The 14735-nt window shown below is 73.8% G+C and carries 15 protein-coding genes; 9 read left to right on the forward strand and 6 right to left on the reverse strand.

Features of this window, described 5'->3' with window-relative positions; translation table 11 throughout:
• Positions 1 to 84 precede the first annotated feature (84 nt).
• Positions 85 to 606, reverse strand: a complete 522-nt coding sequence (locus tag AC5WAM_RS09720; RefSeq protein ID WP_495522321.1) for a universal stress protein — start codon at positions 604 to 606, stop codon at positions 85 to 87.
• Between the two features lie 120 nt (positions 607 to 726).
• Here AC5WAM_RS09720 and yczR point away from each other — a divergent pair, with 120 nt between their 5' ends.
• Positions 727 to 2196 carry a MocR-like transcription factor YczR gene (gene yczR / locus AC5WAM_RS09725; protein WP_495522322.1) on the forward strand — a complete coding sequence of 490 codons (1470 nt, stop codon included), beginning with the start codon at positions 727 to 729 and terminating at the stop codon, positions 2194 to 2196.
• A gap of 199 nt (positions 2197 to 2395) precedes the next feature.
• Here the strand turns inward: yczR and AC5WAM_RS09730 are convergent, their stop codons facing one another.
• Positions 2396 to 2707 carry a DUF5955 family protein gene (locus AC5WAM_RS09730; RefSeq protein ID WP_495522323.1) on the reverse strand — a complete coding sequence of 104 codons (312 nt, stop codon included), beginning with the start codon at positions 2705 to 2707 and terminating at the stop codon, positions 2396 to 2398.
• Between the two features lie 97 nt (positions 2708 to 2804).
• Here AC5WAM_RS09730 and AC5WAM_RS09735 point away from each other — a divergent pair, with 97 nt between their 5' ends.
• Together AC5WAM_RS09735 and aceB are read left to right on the forward strand one after the other, a co-directional pair.
• A complete protein-coding gene (locus AC5WAM_RS09735; protein ID WP_495522324.1) occupies positions 2805 to 3428 on the forward strand; it encodes a nucleotidyltransferase family protein in 624 nt (207 codons plus the stop codon).
• Between the two features lie 371 nt (positions 3429 to 3799).
• The gene (aceB, locus tag AC5WAM_RS09740) at positions 3800 to 5422 is read left to right on the forward strand and encodes a malate synthase A (protein ID WP_495522325.1); all 1623 of its coding nucleotides are present in this window, start codon (positions 3800 to 3802) and stop codon (positions 5420 to 5422) included.
• A 50-nt stretch (positions 5423 to 5472) separates the two neighbouring features.
• On the opposite strand, the gene AC5WAM_RS09745 is transcribed toward aceB, so the two are convergent.
• Entirely contained in the window at positions 5473 to 6369 is an 897-nt protein-coding gene (locus tag AC5WAM_RS09745; RefSeq protein ID WP_495522326.1) for a HipA family kinase, read from the reverse strand.
• A 71-nt stretch (positions 6370 to 6440) separates the two neighbouring features.
• Here AC5WAM_RS09745 and AC5WAM_RS09750 point away from each other — a divergent pair, with 71 nt between their 5' ends.
• Together AC5WAM_RS09750 and AC5WAM_RS09755 are read left to right on the forward strand one after the other, a co-directional pair.
• On the forward strand, positions 6441 to 7721 hold the full coding sequence (locus tag AC5WAM_RS09750; protein WP_495522327.1) for a VWA domain-containing protein: 1281 nt from the start codon (positions 6441 to 6443) through the stop codon (positions 7719 to 7721).
• Positions 7721 to 8473 (forward strand): hypothetical protein, encoded by a 753-nt coding sequence (locus AC5WAM_RS09755; protein WP_495522328.1) that lies wholly within the window; start codon positions 7721 to 7723, stop codon positions 8471 to 8473. The genes AC5WAM_RS09750 and AC5WAM_RS09755 overlap by 1 nt, the downstream gene beginning before the upstream one ends.
• Positions 8474 to 8520: 47 nt before the next feature.
• Here AC5WAM_RS09755 and AC5WAM_RS09760 read toward each other — a convergent pair whose 3' ends face one another.
• Entirely contained in the window at positions 8521 to 9156 is a 636-nt protein-coding gene (locus AC5WAM_RS09760) for a winged helix-turn-helix transcriptional regulator (RefSeq protein WP_366791948.1), read from the reverse strand.
• 84 nt (positions 9157 to 9240) lie between these two features.
• Here AC5WAM_RS09760 and AC5WAM_RS09765 point away from each other — a divergent pair, with 84 nt between their 5' ends.
• The 4 genes from AC5WAM_RS09765 (at position 9241) to AC5WAM_RS09780 (ending at position 13083) form a co-directional block, all read left to right on the forward strand.
• Positions 9241 to 10452, forward strand: coding sequence for a pyridoxal phosphate-dependent aminotransferase (locus tag AC5WAM_RS09765; protein WP_495522329.1), 1212 nt, complete (start codon positions 9241 to 9243; stop codon positions 10450 to 10452).
• A 48-nt stretch (positions 10453 to 10500) separates the two neighbouring features.
• Entirely contained in the window at positions 10501 to 11112 is a 612-nt protein-coding gene (locus AC5WAM_RS09770; RefSeq protein WP_495522330.1) for a cysteine peptidase family C39 domain-containing protein, read from the forward strand.
• Between the two features lie 48 nt (positions 11113 to 11160).
• Positions 11161 to 12378 carry an FAD-dependent monooxygenase gene (locus tag AC5WAM_RS09775; protein WP_495523546.1) on the forward strand — a complete coding sequence of 406 codons (1218 nt, stop codon included), beginning with the start codon at positions 11161 to 11163 and terminating at the stop codon, positions 12376 to 12378.
• A 105-nt stretch (positions 12379 to 12483) separates the two neighbouring features.
• Complete coding sequence (locus tag AC5WAM_RS09780) at positions 12484 to 13083, forward strand: histidine phosphatase family protein (RefSeq protein WP_495522331.1); 600 nt, start codon at positions 12484 to 12486, stop codon at positions 13081 to 13083.
• Positions 13084 to 13505: 422 nt separating this feature from the next.
• Here the strand turns inward: AC5WAM_RS09780 and AC5WAM_RS09785 are convergent, their stop codons facing one another.
• Both AC5WAM_RS09785 and AC5WAM_RS09790 read right to left on the reverse strand, forming a co-directional pair.
• On the reverse strand, positions 13506 to 14141 hold the full coding sequence (locus AC5WAM_RS09785) for a hypothetical protein (RefSeq protein ID WP_495522332.1): 636 nt from the start codon (positions 14139 to 14141) through the stop codon (positions 13506 to 13508).
• Between the two features lie 130 nt (positions 14142 to 14271).
• Positions 14272 to 14733: a hypothetical protein gene (locus AC5WAM_RS09790; protein WP_495522333.1), complete on the reverse strand. Its 462-nt coding sequence runs from the start codon at positions 14731 to 14733 to the stop codon at positions 14272 to 14274.
• Between the last annotated feature and the right edge of the window lie 2 nt (positions 14734 to 14735).

The following is a 14735-nucleotide window of genomic DNA, read 5'->3' on the forward strand; positions in this document are numbered from 1 at the left end:
CCGTCCGGCGTTTGAGGACGAGGCGCGGAGCGCCGAAAACGGGGGTCCAAGGGGGCGGAGCCCCCTTGTTCGGGAAGGGGCGGGTCAGGGGCGCACCGCGAAGTCCACCGGCCTGGCCCGCCGCAGCGCCCGCCGCAAGGCGACCGGCACCGGCGGCGCGGGCACGACCAGGACGGGACAGACCGCGTGCGCCTCGGCGTAGCGCCGGACCCGCCCCCGCCACCACCCGCCCCGCGCCCCCACCACCAACAGGTCCTCGGGCCGAGAGGCCACCCGGCACAGGGCGGGCCCCGGCCGGTCCCGCACCGGGCGCCGCTCCACCACCACCCCGGGCGGCCCCCCGCCGAACGCCTCGTCGAAGGCCCCCGCGAGCCGCGCCCGGGCCACGCCCCGCCAGTGCTCGGCCCACGCCGGGTCGGGGTGGCGCAGGTACAGCGCCTCCCCCTCCGGCGGCTCCCACGCGAGCACCGCGACCAGCGCCCGCCCACTCCGCCGCGCCTCCCGCACGGCGACCCGCAGCGCGGCGAGGCTCGCAAGCGAGTCACCGCTGACCCCGACCACCACGCGCCCAGGCCCTGCCGCCACGTCGTCCCGCTCGCCGTTCACGTCGTCTCCTCGTACGTCTCTCCTGCCGCTGCCAGGCCAGTACGTCGGCCAGAACAGCGGCTGATCACGAGTGTGTAGGCTGATTGGCCTGGACAGCAGGGCCAATCGGGAGGATCTGGCATGGCAGAGGCGCACGCGGTCCACTCCGTGGACCGGCGGCTCGGCGGGGCGCGGCTCGCCGGTCTGGTCACGGACCTGGCCGGAGGCCGACCGGGCTACCGCGCGCTCGCCCAGGCGGTCCGCACCCTGCTGCTCGACGGCCGCGTCCCGCTGCACACCCGGCTGCCCGCCGAGCGCGAACTGGCGACGGCACTGGGTGTCAGCCGGGCCACGGTCACGGCGGCGTACGACCTGCTGCGCGACGGCGGGTTCGCGCGCAGCCGCCGGGGCGCGAGCACCTGGACGGAGCTGCCGGAGGGCCGCCGCCCGGCCAGCGTGGCGGCGTTCCCCGTCGGGGACGGGGTCATCGACCTGGCGGTGGCCGCGCCGCCCGCGCCCCAGGCGGAGCTGAGCGCGGCGCTCGCGGCGGCCGCCGCCCGGCTGCCGGAGCACGCGCCGACGGCGGGCTACCACCCCTACGGACTACCGGAGTTGCGCGCGGCGGTCGCTGACCGGTTCACGCGCCGGGGCCTGCCGACGCTGCCGGACCAGATCCTGATCACGACCGGCGCCCAGCACGCGATCTCACTCGCGCTCGCGCTGCTCGGGCGCCCCGGCGACCGGGTCCTGGTGGAGAACCCGTCCTACCCCAACGCGCTCGACGCGATCCGCCGCGCGGGCCTGCGCGCGACGCCCGTGCCCGTCACCGACGCGGGCTGGGACACCGACCTGGTCGAATCGACGCTGCGGCAGGCGGCGCCCCGCATCGCCTACCTCGTACCGGACTTCCAGAATCCGACGGGGGCCCTGATGGGCCGGGAGCAGCGGGTGCGGATCCTTCAGGCCGCCCGTGCCACGGGCACCTGGCTGCTCGTCGACGAGACCATCGCCGACATCGCCCTCGACGTGCCGCCGCCCGCGCCGTTCGCCTCGCTCGCACCGCACGGCGCGGCCGAACAGGTCGTCACCGTGGGGTCGTTGAGCAAGTCGCACTGGGGCGGGCTGCGCATCGGATGGGTGCGGGCCGGATCCCGCCTGATCACGGAGCTGGCCATGGCGCGGGTGCCGTCGGACATGGCCACGCCGGTGATCGAGCAGCTCGTGGCGCTGCACCTCCTCGACGGCATGGACGCGACGCTGCACGCGCGGATCGCCTCGCTGCGGGCCTCCCGGGCGGCGCTCGCGGCGGCCCTGGGACGGCACGTGCCCGAGTGGCGCTGGCAGCTGCCGCCCGGGGGACTCTCCCTGTGGGTGGACCTGGGGGCGCCGGTCGCCTCCGCGGTGGCTCGGGCCGCGCTGGGGCAGGGGGTGCGGATCGAGGGGGGCTCGCGGTTCGGTGCGGATCCCGGGACGCACGAGCACCGGCTGCGGATTCCCTTCGCGCTGCCGCCGCAGCAGTGCGACGACGTGGCCGCCCGCCTGGCCGCCGCCCTCGCGAGCGGCCTGGAGGCCCCTGCGGGCGCACCCCTGCCGGGCGACTGGGTGGCGTAGCCCTACCGGGGTCCCCAATCCCGCCCCTTCCCGATTCCTGGGGGCTCCGCCCCCAGACCCCCGCTCCTCAAACGCCGGAGGGGCTATTCATAGCCCGTCCGGCGTTTGAGGACGAGGCGCGGAGCGCCGATAAGGGGGTCCAAGGGGGCGGAGCCCCCTTGTTCGGGAAGGGGCGGGCCCGGGGCGCCCCCGCGAGGGATCAGCCACGGGGCTCGCGGAACCGCTCCACCGCGCCCCGCACCCCACCCAACGCCCCCGTCAAGGCACTGACCGAGCCGATCGACCCCGCGACCAATAAGAGGGACCTCCGCAGCCGGCGGAGATCGGGCGTCCCCGCCGCCGCCATCGCGGCCAGCGCCGCCAGCTCGTCCTCGGCGATCGCCCGATCGGGGAACTCCCCGGGGTAGGAGGCCAGTTCACGGCGCAGGCGGGACACCGCGGCGCGCAGCTCCGTCACCCGCGGATCCTCGTAGCCGCCCGTCGCCACTCTCCGCCCCACGCTCCGCAACACAGCTCTCCCCCTCGCACGTCGTTGTGCGGCAGCCGCATCTTTCGGCCACGCCCCGGCCGGAACAGGGTCCCCAGAAGCCATGCGGTAAGCAAGGGTCATGACCGAATCGCTGTCACCCGCCCCGTCCGCCCCCGCCGCCGAGGTCGCCGGCCTGCTGCTCGCCGCGGGCGGCGGGCGGCGCCTGGGCGGCTGCCCGAAGGCCCTGCTCGAACACCGCGGGGAGCTGTTCGTGGAGCGCGCCGCGCGGGTCCTGCGCGAGGGCGGCTGCACCCGCGTGCACATCGTCCTCGGGGCCACCGCCGACGTCGTACGGGAGCAGGCGACGCTCCCGGGGTGCGTGCTCGTGGACAACCCGGACTGGCGGGAGGGGATGGGGAGTTCGCTGCGCGCGGGCCTGGCGTCGCTGGCAGGAGCCGGGGCGCGGGCCGCGCTGGTGACGCTCGTGGACCAGCCCGGCATCGGCGCGGCCGCGGTGGCCCGGCTCCTGGCCGCGCACCGCTCCCCCGCGGACCTCGCGGCGGCCGCGTACGACGGCGAGCGCGGGCATCCGGTCCTGTTCGGCGCGGACCACTGGGACGGCATCGCGGCGGCCGCGACGGGCGACCAGGGGGCGCGCGCCTATCTGCGGGAGCACGCGGGCGCGCTCACGCTCGTGGAGTGCGGTGACATCGCGGAGCCGTACGACATCGACACGCTCCCGGACCTGGAGCGGCTGGAGTGACGGAAGCCGGGAGAACGGCCGAAGCGCCCGGGGCGGCCGAAGGGGCGCCGACGCGACCCGCGCGGGGCCACCGCCCCAGGGACCCGGCGCCCCCTGGCCGCCCCGCCGGACCCCTGGTCCACTGGGAGTGACGGCGGTGGCACTCTGCGCCGCGTTGTGTCGACGAAGAGAATCTCGACATCAACAAACGATTGAACTTCCACCATGAGGAAACTAGTATCCACTGTTCAGAAGCGCCTGACCCGGTGGACGGCGCCCGCGGCCGTTTCCCGGCACCGTGGCACGCGGTGCCACACGACCGGGCCGACGGCCGCCCCGCCCCCACCGGCGCGCCGCCCGTGAAGCACGCTCGCTGAAGGAAGTGACAGCTCATGTCCGCACCAGCGCCGTCCCCGCTGGCCATCGTCGACGCCGAGCCCCTGCCCCGGCAGGAAGAGGTCCTCACCCCGGCGGCCCTTGCCTTCGTGGCCGAGCTGCACCGGCGGTTCACGCCGCGCCGCGACGAGCTCCTGGCCCGCCGCGCCGAGCGGCGCGCCGAGATCGCCCGCACGTCCTGTCTGGACTTCCTGCCCGAGACCGCCGCCGTCCGCGCGGACGACTCCTGGAAGGTGGCGCCCGCCCCGGCCGCCCTGAACGACCGCCGGGTGGAGATCACCGGCCCCACCGACCGCAAGATGACCATCAACGCGCTCAACTCGGGCGCGCGGGTCTGGCTCGCCGACTTCGAGGACGCCTCCGCCCCCACCTGGGAGAACGTGATCCTCGGCCAGCTCAACCTCACCGACGCCTATGAGCGCCGCATCGACTTCACCGACGAGCGCACCGGCAAGTCGTACGCCCTGAAGGACGCGGCCTCGCTCGCCACGGTCGTGATGCGGCCGCGCGGCTGGCACCTGAACGAGCGGCACCTCACGGACGGGGACGGCACACCGGTCCCGGGCGCCCTCGTCGACTTCGGCCTGTACTTCTTCCACAACGCCCAGCGCCTGCTCGACCTCGGCAAGGGCCCGTACTTCTACCTCCCGAAGACGGAGTCGCACCTGGAGGCCCGCCTCTGGAACGAGATCTTCGTCTTCGCGCAGGACCACGTCGGCATCCCCCAGGGCACCGTCCGCGCCACCGTCCTCATCGAGACGATCACGGCCGCGTACGAGATGGAGGAGATCCTCTACGAGCTGCGCGACCACGCGTCGGGCCTGAACGCGGGCCGCTGGGACTACCTCTTCTCCATCGTCAAGAACTTCCGTGACGGCGGCCAGAAGTTCGTCCTGCCGGACCGCAACGCGGTCACGATGACGGCCCCGTTCATGCGCGCCTACACCGAACTGCTCGTCCGCACCTGCCACAAGCGCGGCGCGCACGCCATCGGCGGCATGGCGGCCTTCATCCCGTCCCGCAAGGACGCCGAGGTCAACAAGGTCGCCTTCGAGAAGGTCCGTGCCGACAAGGACCGCGAGGCGGGCGACGGCTTCGACGGCTCCTGGGTCGCCCACCCCGACCTCGTCCCGATCGCCATGGAGTCCTTCGACAAGGTCCTCGGCGCCAAGCCGAACCAGAAGGACCGCCTCCGCGAGGACGTGTCCGTCGCCGCCGGTGACCTGATCGCCATCGACTCGCTCGACGCCAGGCCCACGTACGCGGGCCTGGTCAACGCCGTGCAGGTCGGCATCCGCTACATCGAGGCCTGGCTGCGCGGCCTCGGCGCGGTCGCCATCTTCAACCTCATGGAGGACGCGGCCACCGCCGAGATCTCCCGCTCCCAGATCTGGCAGTGGATCAACGCGGGCGTCGTCTTCGAGAACGGCGAGCCCGCCACCGCCGACCTCGCCCGCGAGGTCGCCGCCGCCGAGCTGACCGCGATCCGCGCCGACCTCGGCGAGGACGCCTTCGCGGCGGGCAAGTGGCAGGAGGCCCACGACCTCCTCCTCCAGGTCTCCCTGGACGCCGACTACGCGGACTTCCTCACCCTCCCCGCGTACGAACGCCTGCGCTGAGCCGGGCAGTGCCCGTGTGCCGCTGAGCGCCCCGCACCTCCGCGGGGCGCTCAGCGCACTTGCGGCTTGCCGTGGAGGTTCGGGACCCGTTTCAGCCAGGCCGGGCGGGACGCCTCCGTGGCGCGGGCGCGGAGGGCGTCCTCGGCGGCCAGTTGGGCGCGGGGCGGGAAGTCGGTGGGGAGCCAGGTCGCGGAGGCGCGGGCGCGGGCCGCGAGGTAGGTGACGTAGGCCTCGCGCAGCGCGTCGGGGGTCGCGAAGCCCGGCTCGTCGGCGAGCCAGGCGTCGGGGACGTCCGCCGTGATCGCGCGCAGCAGGTCCTCGGTCACCAGCGGCGCGAGCTCCGCGTCGGCCGCGCGCGTGTCGGGGCCGTAGCGGCCGAGCGCGTGCTGGCGGAAGTCGTACGCCTTCTCGGCGGTGGCGAGGACCGACGCGGCGTCCCAGCGGTGGTGGAAGACGAGGGCGGCGCCGTGGTCGATGAGCCACAGCCGCGGCGGGCGGACGCCGAACGTGGGCCAGACCATGAGGTTCGAGCTGTGCACGGTGCGGTCGACGTTCGCGGTGAGGGCGTCGAGCCAGACCACCCTGCCCGCCTCCAGGGGGTCCACGTCGAGGTCGGTGTCCGGGGTGAAGTCGTGTGCCCCGGGCAGATAGTCCATGCCCAGGTTGAGGCCCGCGCTGCGGTGCAGCAGGTCCTGGACCTCCTGGTGCGGCTCGTGCGCGCCGAGGGCCGGGTCGAAGTGGGCGAGGACGAGCTCGGGCACGCGCAGGCCGAGGCGGCGGGCGAGCTCCCCCACGACGATCTCGGCGACGAGCGCCTTGCGGCCCTGCGCGGAGCCGGTGAACTTCAGGACGTAGGTCCCGAGGTCGTCGGCCTCGACGACGCCGGGCACGGAGCCGCCCGCCCGCAGGGGTTCCAGATATCGGACAGCCGTCACTTCTCGCAGCACACCCGCCACCCTAACCGGCGCCCTCAACTGCTTTTTTGGAGCGGACCCGCCTTGATCCATAGGATCCGCTGATGATCACCAGAAAACGGCTCGCGGCGGGGTTCTGCGCCCTGTTCGCGGCCCTGAGCATGGGCATCGCGCCCACCGTCGCCCACGCGGCCGACGAACCGGACGACAGCGAGGGCGGGGCGAAGCCCAAGGTCGAGCTCCTCCTCGACGTGAGCGGCTCGATGCGGGCCCGCGACATCGACGGCAAGAGCCGGATGGCCGCGGCGAAGCAGGCCTTCAACGAGGTGCTCGACGCCACCCCCGAGGACGTCGAGCTCGGCATCCGCACCCTCGGCGCCAACTACCGCGGCGACGACCGCAGAACGGGCTGCAAGGACACCGAGCAGCTCTACCCGGTCGGGCCGCTGGACCGCACGGACGCCAAGACCGCGGTGGCCACGCTCTCGCCGACCGGCTGGACCCCGATCGGCCCGGCCCTCCTGAAGGCCGCCGACGACCTGAAGGGCGGCGAGGGTTCGCGCCGCATCGTCCTCATCAGCGACGGCGAGGACACCTGCCAGCCCCTCGACCCGTGCGAGGTGGCGCGGGAGATCGCGGCCAAGGGCATCAACCTGACCGTCGACACCCTGGGCCTGGTCCCGAACACGAAGATGCGCGCGCAGCTGAGCTGCATCGCCGAGGCCACCGGCGGCACGTACACCTCCGTCCGGCACACCGACGAACTCACCGACCGGGTGGGCCAGCTGGTGGACCGCGCGGCCGATCCGGTCGTCAACCCCGTGGCCGTGGACGGCGCCGACAGCTGCTCGGCCGCGCCGGAGCTCAAGCCGGGTCTGTACACCGACCGCGCCGGGTTCGGCGAGCACCGCTGGTACCGCGTGGACGTGGCGCCCGGCAAGGAGCTGCGCGCCTCGGTGAGCGTGGGCGCCGACCGGGCCGTGAACAACGACTACGGCGTGCTCCTGCGGGCCGTCACGAAGCACGACCGCGAGATCGTGCGCGGCTCGGAGGCCGGGGACGGCCGCACCGACGTGATCTCCACGGGGCTCCGGTATCCGAAGCCCGAGCGCGACGACGAGGACGACGAGAAGGAGACCGTCTGTCTCCAGGTGTCGCACTCCTACTCGGCCGCCGCCGGTGCCGCCGCCAAGGGCAAGCCCGGTCTGCCCCTCGAACTGGCCGTCGACGTCGTGGACGCGCCCGACGGCTCGTCCGACGTGGCGGCCTTCGGCCTCGGCCGCGGCTGGTGGCTGCTCGGCGCGCTCGTGCTCACCGGTTTCGTGGGCGGTGTGCTGTGGGGCTGGATCTCGCGCTGGCGCGTCGCCGTCTGGAGGACCAGCTGATGCGTAGGACACGTCTGTTGGCGGCTGCCGGCCTGCTCGGCCTCAGCGCGCTGCTGGCCTCGGGGCCGGCGTTCGCGGCCTCCGGTGACGACGACAAGGAGCGGACCGACGCGGGCACCTCCTTCCGTACGGCGACGGAGATCGAGCAGGGCCACAAGGCCACGGCGAGCGCCTCCACCGGCGACTACCTGTACTGGTCGTTCCCCGCGGACTCCGGCCAGCGGCCCACGGTCAAGGCGACCGTGAAGCTGCCCGGGTCCGCCGCCAAGGCGTCCGGCGCCACGTGGCGGATCGACGTGTACGACGGGCTGCGGCGCCGCCAGTCCTGCATGTACGGCATGCAGGCGCGCAAGGCCGAGGGCTCCTCCGTCGAGCTCGCCTGCACCCTGCGCACGGTGCGCGCCTGGTCGGAGCCGTGGGCCAACGACCCGCTGCCGGGCACGTACTACGTGCGCCTGACGGCGACCGGCCTGCGCACCGCCGACCTGGGCCAGCCGGTCACCGCCGAGGTCGAGGCCACGTCGAAGGACGTCGGTGGCTCGGCCGCGGTGGACGGCACCCTGGGCGACCCGCTGGTGCCGGGCTCCAAGCCGTCCGCCGCCGAGCCCGAGGACGGCTGGTCCTCGGGCTGGTGGACGGACCGCTGGGTCTGGACGGGCGTCGGCGGCGTCCTCGCCGCGCTCGCGGGCGTGGGCGGTTACACCCTGACGCGCGGCAACGGCAGGCCTCCCGCGCGCCCGTCCGGCGTCTGAGGGCGAGGCACACGCCGAGGGGTCCAGGGGCTCGGCCCCTGGACCCCTCATCCCTCTCGCAAGGCCTTGGCCAGCGGTCCGTCCCCGGTCACGGCGATCCGCCCCGCCCGCACCCCGTCGGCCACGCTCAGCACGCCCCGCCCGATCTCGACGGCGGTCCCGGCGTCCAGGGTGACGCGCGCGTCGGGCGGCTCGGGCGCGGGCCCGTCCCCGTACGAGACCACCCCGTCGGCGTCCGTGCGTACGTGGAACTCGCCTTCCTCCAGGCTCAGCTCCACCAGGCCCTGGGCCAGGGCGACGGCGTCGAGGAGCGGCAGCGCGAACCAGTGGGCGCGGACCGCGTCGGTGGGGCGGCGCTCGGCGAGTTCGGGGGCGCCCCAGGCCGCGAGGGCGCGCAGGACGGGCGTCAGCTCCCGGCCGCGCCCGGTGAGTTCGTACACGTACGCGGCGGCGGGCGGCGGCAGTCTGCGGCGGGTGGCGAGGCCCGACTGCTCCAGGTCCTTCAGGCGCGAGGCGAGCACGTCGGTGCTGACGCCGGGCAGGTCGGCGTGCAGATCGGTGTAGCGGCGCGGACCGAGGAGCAGTTCGCGGACGATCAGCAGGGTCCAGCGGTCACCGACGGCGTCGAGGGCGCGGGCGGCGGCACAGAACTGGTCGTAGCTACGGCGCGGTCGATATGGCATGCGTCGCAGTCTAGACAAGCTGTTGGACTTTCCAAGCTCCAGCTTGGTAAAACCAAGGAACCCACGCTACGGGAGGCACACCGCATGGAGTTCCGGCAGTCCAGCAAGCTCAGCGAGGTCTGTTACGAGATCCGGGGCCCGGTCATCGAGCACGCGAACGCCCTGGAGGAGGCGGGCCACAGCGTGCTGCGCCTGAACACCGGCAACCCCGCCCTGTTCGGCTTCGAGGCGCCCGAGGAGATCGTCCAGGACATGATCCGGATGCTCCCGAGCGCCCACGGCTACACGGACTCGCGGGGCGTCCTGTCCGCCCGCCGCGCGGTGGCGCAGCGCTACCAGGCGCTGGGGATCGACGACGTCTCCGTGGACGACATCTTCCTCGGCAACGGCGTGTCGGAGCTGGTCACCATGGCCGTGCAGGCACTCCTGGAGGACGGCGACGAAGTCCTCATCCCGGCCCCCGACTTCCCGCTGTGGACGGCCGTGACCACCCTTTCCGGGGGCAAGGCCGTGCACTACCTGTGCGACGAGCAGGCCGACTGGTACCCCGACCTCGACGACATGGCCGCGAAGATCACCGACCGCACCAAGGCCGTCGTGATCATCAACCCGAACAACCCGACGGGCGCCGTCTACCCGCGCGAGGTCCTCGAAGGCATCCTCGACCTGGCGCGCCGCCACGGCCTGATGGTGTTCGCCGACGAGATCTACGACCAGATCCTGTACGACGAAGCGGTGCACCACAGCGTCGCCGCGCTGGCCCCCGACCTGGTGGTCCTCACCTTCTGCGGGCTCTCCAAGACGTACCGCGTGGCGGGCTTCCGCTCCGGCTGGCTGGTCGTGACGGGCCCGAAGCAGCACGCGCGGGACTATCTGGAGGGCCTGACGATGCTGGCCTCCATGCGGCTGTGCGCCAACGCGCCCGCCCAGTTCGCGATCCAGGCGGCGCTCGGCGGCCGGCAGTCCATCCACGAGCTGACCGCGCCGGGCGGCCGCCTGTACGAGCAGCGCGACCGCGCCTGGCAGAAGCTCAACGAGATCCCCGGGGTCAGCTGTGTGAAGCCGAAGGGCGCGCTGTACGCCTTCGCACGCCTCGACCCCAAGGTGCACGCCATCCACGACGACGAGAAGTTCGTCCTCGACCTGCTGCTCCAGGAGAAGATCCAGGTCGTCCAGGGCACCGGCTTCAACTGGCCGCACCCGGACCACTTCCGCATCCTGACGCTCCCGTACGCTGACGACCTCGACGCGGCGATCAGCCGCATCGGCCGCTTCCTGAGCGGCTATCGCCAGTAGCCCCGCGCGGCCCCGGCCCGGGGCCGCCCCGCGACGAGGAGCGTGCCCGTGGCCGACTGCCCCACCTGCCGGGTCCCGTCCCTGACCCAGTTCGCCTCGCCCGACCTGGTCGGGAAGATCGTGTACGAGGGCCACGACCGCGCCGACGACCCCGCCTGGCGGGAGTCGGGCGCGGCCACGCTCGACGACTACGCGCGCTGGTGCGGCCACCTGTGCGGCCTCACCTGTCTGCGGATGGCCCTCGGCGAGGGCGCGCCCTCGCTCTTCGAGCTGCGCGACGGGGCCCTCAAGTACGGCGCGTACACGGAGGACCCCGCCGACGGCACGATCAAGGGGCTGATCTACGCGCCGTTCGCCGAGTACGTGCGCGACACGCTCGGCCGCGAGGCGACGGTGCACCGGCACCTGACGCTCGACGAGGTGGCCGACCTCGTCGACTCCGGGCACACGGTGATCACGTCCGTGCACTACGAGATCCGCCGCCCGGGGCGCCCGGCGCCCGGCCGCGGCGGGCATCTGGTCCTGGTCACGGCGCGCACGGCGGACGGGAGCCTGCACTTCCACAACCCCTCGGGGATCGACGCGCCCACGCGCACGGCCACGCTCCCGCGCGCGGAGTTCGAGCCGTTCTTCGCCGGACGCGGTGTATCCATGCGCTGACCTTTGGTCATGACAGGACGTCACCCGCCCTGCCAGGATGGCGCGATGATGCATTCGGGCAGGGTCGCCGTGGTGGGCGGCAGCGTCGCGGGCTGCGCGTCCGCACTGGCCGCGCACCGGGGCGGCGCGGACGAGATCACCGTGTACGAGCGGGCGGCGGGCCGCCTCGCCGACCGGGGCGTGGGTCTGGCCGTCCACAACTCCCGCTACGCGGAGCTGGAGTCGGCGGGCTACCTGGACGCGGACATGCAGTGGGTGCAGCTCGTCAGGCGCCGCTGGTACGTGCGTGACGACGCGGCACCGGACCCGCGCGGGCACGCGATCGCGGTGACGCCCTTCCCGTTCCGGACGTACAACTGGGGTCCGTTGTGGGGCGAGTTGCGGCGCCGGGTGCCCGAGACGGTCACGTTCCGCACCGCCACCGCGGTGACCGGGGTGCGGGCCTGCCCGGGCGGGGCCGTGGTGGAGACGGACGACGGCACGGAGCGGTTCGACGTGGTGGTCGGCGCGGACGGCTACCGCTCGGTGGTGCGCGAGGCGGCGTTCCCCGGCCTGCGGGCCGAGTACGCGGGCTATCTGGCCTGGCGCGGCGCCTACCCCGAGGAGCGCCTTACCGACCCGGAGCTGTGGGGCGCCGAGGACTGCGTGTACGCCGTGTTCGACGGCGGCCACCTGATCCTCTACCGCATCCCCGACGGGACGGGCGGGCGCCGCGTGAACTGGGTGCTGTACACGGCACCGCCGCGCGGCCTGGACGCGGACCTGGCCTTCGACGATCCCCGGAGCCTGCCGCCCGGCGGCCTCACCGACACCCTCAGCAGCCATCTGTCGTACGTCGCCGACGTGCTCCTGCCGCCCTACTGGGGCGCGGTGGTCCGCGCCACCGCACCGGCCGAGCTCTTCCTCCAGCCCATGTACGACTACACCGCGCCGCGCTACACCCAGGGCCGGGTGCTGCTCGCGGGCGACGCGGCGACCGTGGCCCGGCCGCACACGGGCGCGGGCGCGGTGAAGGCCCTCCAGGACGCCACCGTCCTGGAGTCCGCCATCACCACGGCGGTGACCTGGCCCGACGCCCTGGAGTCCTACGACGCCGACCGGACCGTCGCGGGCCGCACGATGGTCGACCTGGGGCGGCGCCTGGGCCGCGCCTTCGTGCAGGAGACCCCCGACTGGCGCTCCCTCGGCCAGGCGGGCCTGGAGGCGTGGTGGCAGCGGGCGGACGGCGCGGGGGCGTTCGGGGGGCGGGAGCTGCGGCGGAAGTGACGGGCCCCTCCCCCGGTGCCTCCCCCGGTGCCGGACGGATCATGGAATACGGCCACCGCCGCGACGGTTCGCACCAGGCAGAACCGAGCAGAACGGAACGCGCGCATGGGTGACCTCCTCCTGGTCCGGCACGGCGAGACCGCGTGGTCGCTGTCCGGCCAGCACACCAGCTGGACCGACATTCCCCTCACCGACCACGGCCGCGAGCAGGCGCGGTCGCTCGCGCCGCTGGTCGGGAAGTACCGGGTCGACGCCGCGTTCACCAGCCCCCGGGCGCGGGCGCGGGAGACCGCCGCGCTCACGGGCTTCGCGGACGCGCGCGTGGACGACGATCTGGCCGAGTGGGACTACGGGGCGTACGAGGGCGTGACGACGGTGGAGATCCACCGGACGCGGCCCGACTGGTTCCTCTTCACGGACGGCGTGGCCGCGGGCCCTCCGGAGCATCCGGGCGAGTCCCCCGAGCAGGTCGGGGCGCGGGCCGACCGCGTGCTGGCCAAGGTCGACGCGGCCCTCGCCAACACGGAGGGCAGCGTGCTCCTGGTGGCCCACGGGCACTTCCTCCGCGTCCTGGCCGCCCGCCGCCTTGGGCTCCCCGCCTCGGCCGGGGCGCACTTCCAGCTGGCCACGGGGACGGTCAGCCGGCTCAGCTTCGAGCACGGCCGCCCGGTAGTAGCCACCTGGAACCTACGCCCCTCGGCGTAGCGCCCCCTCACCTCCGCTGCGCGGGGCTCTCTCCCCACCCACCCGCCCTTCTTCGCCCTCGGGCTCGCCCTCAATCGCCGGGCAGGCTCCTTCCCCGCCCACCCGCCCCTCCATCGCGCTGCGCGCTCGTCCTCAAACGCCGGACGGGCTGGATGGTGCCGGTGCGGGCCGGATCCCGACCGCAGATCGTTCCTCGACCGCACGCCGTTCCTCGGCCGTCAGCCGGATCCCGACCGCAGGCCGGATCCCCACTGCGGAACGGAGTTCGTCCATGGGTCCGCAGGTGGGTGCCGGGCCGTGCCGGGGGTCTTCCAGCCCGTCCGGCGTTTGAGGACGAGGCGCGGAGCGCCGACAAGGGCGGGGGCACGGGGGCGGCAGCCCCCGGATCGGGAAGGGGCGGGTCTGGGGCGCCACCGCGAGGGCTAGGCGCGGCGCGGGGACGCCAGAACATACCTGCGCCCCGTCCGCGCGTCGCCATGCTCGCTGACCAGCCACCCCGCCCGCTCAAGAACCGCACCGCAGGCCCGCACCCCCTCCCCCGAGGCCTCCCACACCTCCACCGCGTCCGGCTGTGCCGTGTCCACCACGTGATACCCCTCCCGGCCGGGCCCCGCCGGGACGCGGTCCGCCGCCTCCAGGGCTATCGCCACGGCCCGCACCCGGTGCGTCCGCTCCCACGCGCAGGGGGTCTCCCGGTCGCCGCCGGGGTTCGTCATGCGCCGCATCTCGACGATGCCGAGCCAGGCGCTCCGCACCTCGCGCGCTCGCGCGGGGCCGTCCTCGACGGGCGGGTCCTGCGCAGCGCCGGTGCGCGCCGTGAACACGCCGGACGGCACCTCCACGGGCGCCGTCTCGGGGGCCGCGGCCTCCGCCGGCTCCTCCCGGACTCGGTGGCCCGCAGGCGTCAGGAAGTACGCGTGCGGCGGGCGGGGGTGCCGGAAGGCGAGCCGCAGCCGCACGAGCGCGGCGAGCTGCGCCTCCGTCCCCCGCAGGCGCCCCGTCACGGGATCCGCATCCGCAATGATCCGCCGCTGCCCGGCAGTCGTCGGCTTGGCCATGCTTCCGATGGTGCCGCACGGCACTGACATCGGCCTCGCCAGGCACTGCAACGGGGCGGCAGGGATGCACCCCCGCCGCCCCGTGACCCTACGCGGTGGAGCTATTCACGTAGCGCCCTGAACCACAGACTCAGACATGCGCCTTGACTTGGCGCACAGGCTGCCCCAGCGCCTCTGCGACCAAGGCAATTTCCCGATCATTGAACCAGTCCCGCTGCGGGTTCCGGACAGTGATCTCAAACTGGGCAAACCCACACGGCCAGTCGTAGTTCAGATCGTTCAAAGACGTGTGGGCCCCACAGCAAGGCACAGTGACCATGAGATCAGCGAAGCAACTCTCGCCGTGCGTCCCCATCTGGTCAGCCCACCATCCAATGTCGAGGGGAGCCTCACAGTGAGGGCACTCGATCTCCTCCAGGTTCGCACCGCAGTCGACAAAGACGGCCGTGTCGTGCCACGACACCTCTGGCTTGACAGTGTCACGGCCCCCAAGGGTAAAACTCCTCACGACCGCGGCGGCCCGGTCGGCCGCATCCCGGTCAGGCTGCCAGTGCGGATTGCTCGGGACGACCGACAACTTCCCGTCACTCATTG

The organism is Streptomyces sp. JLYT201, assembly GCF_059448825.1.

Bases quoted from the DNA above. Each gene is read 5' to 3' on its own strand.
- yczR (WP_495522322.1), top strand. From the start codon at position 727: ATGGCAGAGGCGCACGCGGTCCACTCCGTGGACCGGCGGCTCGGCGGG.
- AC5WAM_RS09735 (WP_495522324.1), top strand. From the start codon at position 2,805: ATGACCGAATCGCTGTCACCCGCCCCGTCCGCCCCCGCCGCCGAGGTC.
- aceB (WP_495522325.1), top strand. From the start codon at position 3,800: ATGTCCGCACCAGCGCCGTCCCCGCTGGCCATCGTCGACGCCGAGCCC.
- AC5WAM_RS09750 (WP_495522327.1), top strand. From the start codon at position 6,441: ATGATCACCAGAAAACGGCTCGCGGCGGGGTTCTGCGCCCTGTTCGCG.
- AC5WAM_RS09755 (WP_495522328.1), top strand. From the start codon at position 7,721: ATGCGTAGGACACGTCTGTTGGCGGCTGCCGGCCTGCTCGGCCTCAGC.
- AC5WAM_RS09760 (WP_366791948.1), bottom strand. From the start codon at position 9,156: ATGCCATATCGACCGCGCCGTAGCTACGACCAGTTCTGTGCCGCCGCC.
- AC5WAM_RS09765 (WP_495522329.1), top strand. From the start codon at position 9,241: ATGGAGTTCCGGCAGTCCAGCAAGCTCAGCGAGGTCTGTTACGAGATC.
- AC5WAM_RS09775 (WP_495523546.1), top strand. From the start codon at position 11,161: ATGCATTCGGGCAGGGTCGCCGTGGTGGGCGGCAGCGTCGCGGGCTGC.
- AC5WAM_RS09780 (WP_495522331.1), top strand. From the start codon at position 12,484: ATGGGTGACCTCCTCCTGGTCCGGCACGGCGAGACCGCGTGGTCGCTG.
- AC5WAM_RS09785 (WP_495522332.1), bottom strand. From the start codon at position 14,141: ATGGCCAAGCCGACGACTGCCGGGCAGCGGCGGATCATTGCGGATGCG.
- AC5WAM_RS09790 (WP_495522333.1), bottom strand. From the start codon at position 14,733: ATGAGTGACGGGAAGTTGTCGGTCGTCCCGAGCAATCCGCACTGGCAG.